The following is a 5,591-nucleotide window of genomic DNA, read 5'->3' as shown; positions in this document are numbered from 1 at the left end:
CTGGTGCTGCTGCTGCTCGCCCTGCGGGTGCCGACCCGGGTGGCGTTCGAGGCGCTGGCCGTGACGGCGCTGGCCACCTATCTCCTCCAGGGCGTCATCGGTGCCTCCCGCTACGCGAGCACCGGTGTGGTGGCGGTGTCCGTGTTCACCTTCGTCGTCCTGCTCGGCACCGCCCTGCGCGGGCGCCGCGAGGCCCGGGACGAACTCGGCCGGCAGGCCACGATGACCGCCGAGGAACGGGCCCGCCGCACCGTCCTGGAGGAGCGCAGCCGGATCGCGCGCGAGCTGCACGACGTCGTCGCCCACCACATGTCGGTGATCTCCATCCAGGCGCAGGTCGCCCCGCACCTGGTGGAGAACCCGTCGGAGGAGCTGAAGGAGAACCTGGCGGGCATCCGGCAGAACGCGCTGGAGGCGCTGACCGAACTGCGCCGCGTCCTCGGCGTGCTGCGCTCCGAGAACCCCGAGGACCCCTACGGCCTGGGCGAGTCCGGCACCGGTGCCGCCCCGGACGCCCCGCAGCCCACCCTGGACCGTCTGGACGCCCTCATGGAGAACACCAGGGCCGCCGGGCTGCGTGTCACCGCCGACGTCCGGGGCGAGCCCCGCCGTCCGTACCCGCCCGGGGTGGAGCTGTCGGCGTACCGGATCGTGCAGGAGGCGCTCAGCAACGCCCTGCGGCACGCGCCCGGCTCCGAGGTCCGCGTCCGGGTCGACCATGTGCCGCAGGGCCTGCTCCTGGAGATAACCAACAGCCGCCCGGAGCGTCCTGTGCAGCCCTCCCCGGGGGCCGGACACGGGCTCCTCGGCATGCGCGAGCGCGCGGCGATGCTGGGCGGCCATGTCAGCGCGCTGCCGACCCTGCACGGCGGGTTCAGCGTCGTCGCCTTCCTGCCCAGGGACGGCGTCGCCCGCGACCTGGTGGGCGACGACTTCCAGGGCCCTTTGGGAGCGGAGTACATCTTTCCCGAGCCCCCGACAGGAGAAGAGATCCCATGACGAGCGGCACGATCCGCGTACTGATCGCCGACGACCAGCAGATGGTCCGGCAGGGCTTCACCGTGCTGCTCAACACCAAGCCGGACATCGAAGTGATCGGCCAGGCGGTGGACGGCCTGGACGCGGTCGCCAAGGTCGCCGAACTCGACCCCGACGTGGTGCTGATGGACATCCGCATGCCGGAGCTGGGCGGCATCGAGGCCACCCGCCGCGTCACCGCGTCGACGCAGCGCACCCGCGTGCTGGTGCTGACCACCTTCGACCTCGACGAGTACGTCTACGAGGCGCTGCGGGCCGGTGCCTCCGGGTTCCTGCTGAAGGACGCCTCCGCGGACCAGCTCGCCGAGGCGGTACGGGTGGTGGCCGCGGGGGACGCGCTGCTCGCGCCCGGCATCACCCGGCGGCTGATCGCCGAGTTCTCCCGCCTGGACGGCGCGCCCCGGGGGCCGCTCAAGGAGCGCGTCGCCGACCTGACCGAGCGGGAGACGGAGGTACTGGCGCTGATCGCGCGGGGCCTGTCCAACGCGGAGATCGCCCGCCACCTGGTCGTCGCGGAACAGACCGTGAAGACGCATGTCAGCCGGATCCTGGTCAAGCTGGGCCTCAGGGACCGGACGCAGGCGGCGGTGTTCGCGTACGAGTCGGGGCTGGTGCGGCCGACGGGCTACTGAACCGGCCCCCGGGAGGCCGCGGGGGCGACCCGTAGTACCTGAGACGGACGCCGAAGAACCCCTCTCGCTGGTGACGACCGGGACCCCGCCCCGGCCTAACGTTTCGGACGTGACCGAGACGCCCCAGACGCACACACCGCCCCCGCCGAACGGCGCGGACCCCGCGTTCGCCCCGTACAAGCCGCGCAGCCCCGAGTACCGGCTGGCCGCCGACGCCCTGCGCGGTCTGCGGCAGGACCTGTTCACCGGTGCCTTCGCCTACCGTCCGCTGCCCCGCATGGCCGTGGACGGCCCCGTCACCCGGCGGCTGGGCGGCCGGCTCGGGGAGTACGCGTCCTGGACCCCGCACGCGCTGATCGCCGTGGCCGGCTTCCTGGCGCTGCTGGTCACCTCGACGACCCACGGCGGCGGGAACCTGGGACTGCTCGTCGGCCTGTTCACCCTGGCCCCCGTGGTGCTGACCATGGTCCGCCCGGTCCTCGCGTTCTGGGCGTCGCTGGTCGCGACCCTGCTCGGCACCGTCCTGAACGGCGGCTACAGCGACTGGCCCTGGCCGCCCGGCGCCTTCATCTCCCACCTGGTGGTGCTGGCGGTCGTCGCGATCCGCACCCGGCCGCGCACGGCGGCGTGGACGTGGGCACTGACCGCGGTGTACGGCTTCTTCGCCGAGAGCCTCTTCGGCTGGGATCACTACACCACCAACACGGCGCCCATGCTGGTCGTCTCCGCCCTGGTCCTGCTCGCCATCACGATCTGGCACATACGCCGGGAGGCCGAACAGGAGGTGACCGCGCAGCAGACGGTGACCGCGCACGAGCGGTCGAGGCGCACCCTCCTGGAGGAGCGCACCACCATCGCCCGCGAGCTGCACGACGTCGTCGCCCACCACATGTCGGTCGTCGCCATCCAGGCCGAGGCAGCGCCCTACCGGGTGGAGAACCCGCCGCCGGAGCTGGAGCGCGCCTTCGCGACGATCCGGGAGAACGCGGTGGCCGCCCTCACCGAGCTGCGCCGCGTGCTGGGCGTGGTCCGCGCCGAGGACTACGAGGCCCCGGACGCCCCCCAGCCCACCCTCGCCGACCTGGACGCGCTGCTCGCCAATGTGCGCGACGCGGGCCTCGACGCCGGCAAGACGGTGACCGGCGCGGTGCGCGAACTGCCGCAGGGCGTGGAGCTGTCGGCGTACCGGATCGTGCAGGAGGCGCTGAGCAACACCCTCCGGCACGCGCCCGGCGCGAGCGCCCGCGTGGAGATCGGATACGTTCTCGGGGGCCTGGGCCTGCGCATAGTCAACGGGCCGCCGCCCGAGCCCTCCCTCGTGAAGCCCTCGCCCGGGGCGGGCCACGGCATCACCGGGATGCGCGAGCGGGTCTCCATGCTGAACGGCGAGATGACGGCGGGCCCCACGGACGAGGGAGGGTACGAGGTGACGGTCTTCCTGCCCGTCCCGGCGGCGAGCGAGGGTGACGCATGACCATCCGCGTCCTGATCGCGGACGACCAGATGATGGTGCGCGAGGGCTTCTCGGTCCTGCTGAACGCGATGCCGGACATCGAGGTCGCCGGCGAGGCGGTGAACGGCCGGGACGCCGTGGCGAAGGTCCGCGAACTCGCGCCGGACGTGGTGCTGATGGACATCCGCATGCCGGAGCTGAACGGCATCGAGGCGACCCGGGAGATCGTCGCCGCGGACGGCGCGGCGAAGGTGCTGGTGCTGACCACCTTCGACCTCGACGAGTACGTCTACCAGGCCCTGCGCGCGGGAGCCTCCGGCTTCCTGCTCAAGGACGCCTCCGCCCGCCAGCTGGCCGAGGGCGTGCGGGTGGTGGCGTCCGGTGAGGCGCTGCTCGCCCCGTCGGTCACCAGGCGGCTGATCACCGAGTTCTCCAAGCTGTCCGAGGTCCCGAAGCTGCTGCCGCAGGCGCAGGAGGCGTACGGCGATCTGACCGACCGGGAGACGGAGGTGCTGGTGCTCATCGCGCACGGCCTGTCCAACGCGGAGATCGCGTCGCGGCTGGTGGTCGCCGAGTCCACGATCAAGACCCATGTGAGCCGGATCCTGGTGAAGCTGGGCCTCAGGGACCGGACGCAGGCGGCGGTGTTCGCGTACGAGGCGAGGCTGGTCACCCCGGGATGAGCCGGGATGAGCCGGCCCTGGTCAGTGAGGGGTGCGCCGGGCTAGCGTCCGGTCATGGCAGCCTTCGACCCGTGGGACCCGGCGTTCCTCGCCGACCCGTACCCCGCCTACGCCGAGCTGCGTGCCCGGGGCCGCGTGCACCATTACGAGCCCACGAACCAGTGGCTGGTCCCGCACCATGCGGACGTCTCGGCGCTGCTGCGCGACCGCCGGCTGGGGCGGACGTACCGGCACCGTTTCACCCACGAGGACTTCGGCCGCACCCCGCCCCCGCCGGAGCACGAGCCGTTCCACACCCTCAACGACCACGGGATGCTGGACCTGGAGCCGCCGGACCACACCAGGATCCGGCGCCTGGTGTCCAAGGCGTTCACCCCGCGCACGGTCGAGCGGCTGGGGCCGTATGTGGAGGCGCTGGCCGGGGAGCTGGTCGACGGGCTGGTCCGGCGCGGCGGCGGTGATCTGCTCGCCGAGGTCGCCGAGCCGCTGCCGGTGGCGGTGATCGCCGAGATGCTGGGCGTCCCCGAGACCGACCGGGCGCCGTTGCGGCCCTGGTCGGCGGACATCTGCGGGATGTACGAGCTGACCCCGTCCGAGGAGACGGCGGCGAAAGCGGTCCGGGCGTCGGTGGAGTTCTCGGACTACCTGCGCGACCTGATCGCCGAGCGCCGCAAGGAGCCCGGTGACGACCTGATCTCCGGGCTGATCGCCGCCCACGACGAGGGCGACCGGCTCACCGAGCAGGAGATGATCTCGACCTGCGTGCTGCTGCTGAACGCGGGCCACGAGGCGACGGTGAACGCCACGGTCAACGGCTGGTGGGCGCTGTTCCGCAACCCGGACCAGCTGGCGGCACTGCGCGCGGACCACTCCCTCGTCCCGTCCGCGATCGAGGAGCTGATGCGCTACGACACCCCGCTCCAGCTCTTCGAGCGCTGGGTGCTGGACGAGATCGAGATCGACGGGACGACGATCCCGCGCGGCGCCGAACTCGCCCTCCTCTTCGGCTCCGCCAACCACGACCCGGCGGTGTTCACCGCTCCGGGCCGGCTCGATCTCACCCGCGCGGAGAACCCGCACATCTCCTTCAGCGCGGGTATCCACTACTGCATCGGCGCCCCGCTGGCCCGCCTCGAACTGGCCGCGTCCATGAGGGCACTGCTGGAACGGGCCCCCACCCTGACCCTGGCCACGGAGCCGCACCGCAAGCCGAACTTCGTGATCCGGGGCCTGGAGGGCCTGACCGTGGAGATCCGCTAGGGGGCGTCGCGGGGCAGACGGGAGTTTGACGACACCCCCTAGGACCTGTCTGATAATTGATCTTGTGGTGGGTCGGGGTGAGCTGACGGATGCGGCGTGGGAGCGGATAGCGCCCCTGCTGCCTGGTGTTGACGGACGGGGTCGTCCGTGGCGTGATCACCGGCAGGTGATCAACGGGGTGTTGTGGCGGTTGCGGACCGGTGCTCCGTGGCGTGACCTGCCGGAACGCTATGGGCCGTGGCAGACGGCCTATGAACGGTTCGCCCGCTGGGAGGCGGACGGAACCTGGGCTCGCCTGCTCGGGCAGGTCCAGGTTCGCGACGACTCCGTCGGGGCCGTGGAGTGGACGGTGTCGGTCGACTCCACGATCAGCCGGGCGCATCAGCACGCCGCTGGTGCCCGCAAAAAGGGGCGGCGGCGGGGGACGAACTGGAAGATCCGGCATGTCCGTCGGCTGGCCAGGCGCTGGGCCGGTCCCGCGGCGGGCTGACCACAAAGATCCATCTCGCCTGCGACGGCCGGGGC

General features: G+C 72.2%; 5 protein-coding genes and 1 pseudogene. All 6 read left to right on the top strand.

The genetic code is table 11. From position 1 onward, the window contains the following. The coding region (locus CCN42_RS16030; RefSeq protein WP_245877303.1) for a sensor histidine kinase at window positions 1–999 on the top strand (999 nt) is incomplete at its 5' end. Then, complete coding sequence (locus CCN42_RS16025) at window positions 996–1,670, top strand: response regulator (protein WP_086167496.1); 675 nt, start codon at window positions 996–998, stop codon at window positions 1,668–1,670. The genes CCN42_RS16030 and CCN42_RS16025, both read left to right, overlap by 4 nt. A gap of 109 nt (window positions 1,671–1,779) precedes the next feature. Next, a complete protein-coding gene (locus CCN42_RS16020) occupies window positions 1,780–3,144 on the top strand; it encodes a sensor histidine kinase (protein ID WP_245877302.1) in 1,365 nt (454 codons plus the stop codon). Next, window positions 3,141–3,806, top strand: coding sequence for a response regulator (locus tag CCN42_RS16015; RefSeq protein WP_086167498.1), 666 nt, complete (start codon window positions 3,141–3,143; stop codon window positions 3,804–3,806). Before CCN42_RS16020 ends, CCN42_RS16015 begins: the two co-directional genes overlap by 4 nt. Window positions 3,807–3,860: 54 nt before the next feature. Next, the gene (locus tag CCN42_RS16010) at window positions 3,861–5,066 is read left to right on the top strand and encodes a cytochrome P450 (protein WP_086736392.1); all 1,206 of its coding nucleotides are present in this window, start codon (window positions 3,861–3,863) and stop codon (window positions 5,064–5,066) included. A 64-nt stretch (window positions 5,067–5,130) separates the two neighbouring features. Next, a pseudogene (locus tag CCN42_RS16005) lies at window positions 5,131–5,591 on the top strand (IS5 family transposase); the annotation flags it as partial.

The organism is Streptomyces glaucescens (assembly GCF_002154375.1).
Lineage (GTDB): Bacteria > Actinomycetota > Actinomycetes > Streptomycetales > Streptomycetaceae > Streptomyces > Streptomyces glaucescens.
The sequence above is the reverse complement of the archived record's forward strand: the minus strand, read 5'-3'. Positions and strand labels throughout refer to the sequence as shown.